Source organism: Bradyrhizobium sp. 23AC (genome assembly GCF_054863025.1).
Map to the genome: position 1 here is coordinate 1 of NZ_JAVAYN010000124.1, position 277 is coordinate 277.

The 277-nt window shown below is 39.4% G+C and carries 1 protein-coding gene; it reads left to right on the top strand.

Annotation, left to right across the window (positions count from 1 at the left end; genetic code table 11):
• Positions 1-277 (top strand): PKD domain-containing protein (locus RAD10_RS41740; protein WP_461622012.1); only part of this gene is annotated, 277 nt, incomplete at both ends.

Genomic DNA, 277 nt, shown 5'->3' on the forward strand with positions numbered 1-277 from the left:
TATCGGTTAGCTGGTCGCAAACATCGGGCACAACCGTTAGTTTATCTTTAAGTACTGCAACGTCAACAGAGTTTGTAGCACCTGAGGTATTAACCGACGAAGCACTGATATTTGAACTCAGTGCAGATGATGGCACTAATGATGTTGTTATAGATAGTGTAACAATTACTGTGCGTGCATCATCAGATTATACTAGCAATACCAGTGCAAAGCTTGCTAGTTGGCTAATTAACAAGGATACAACTTCTACTTATATACAAAATAATGGTGCAGTGGT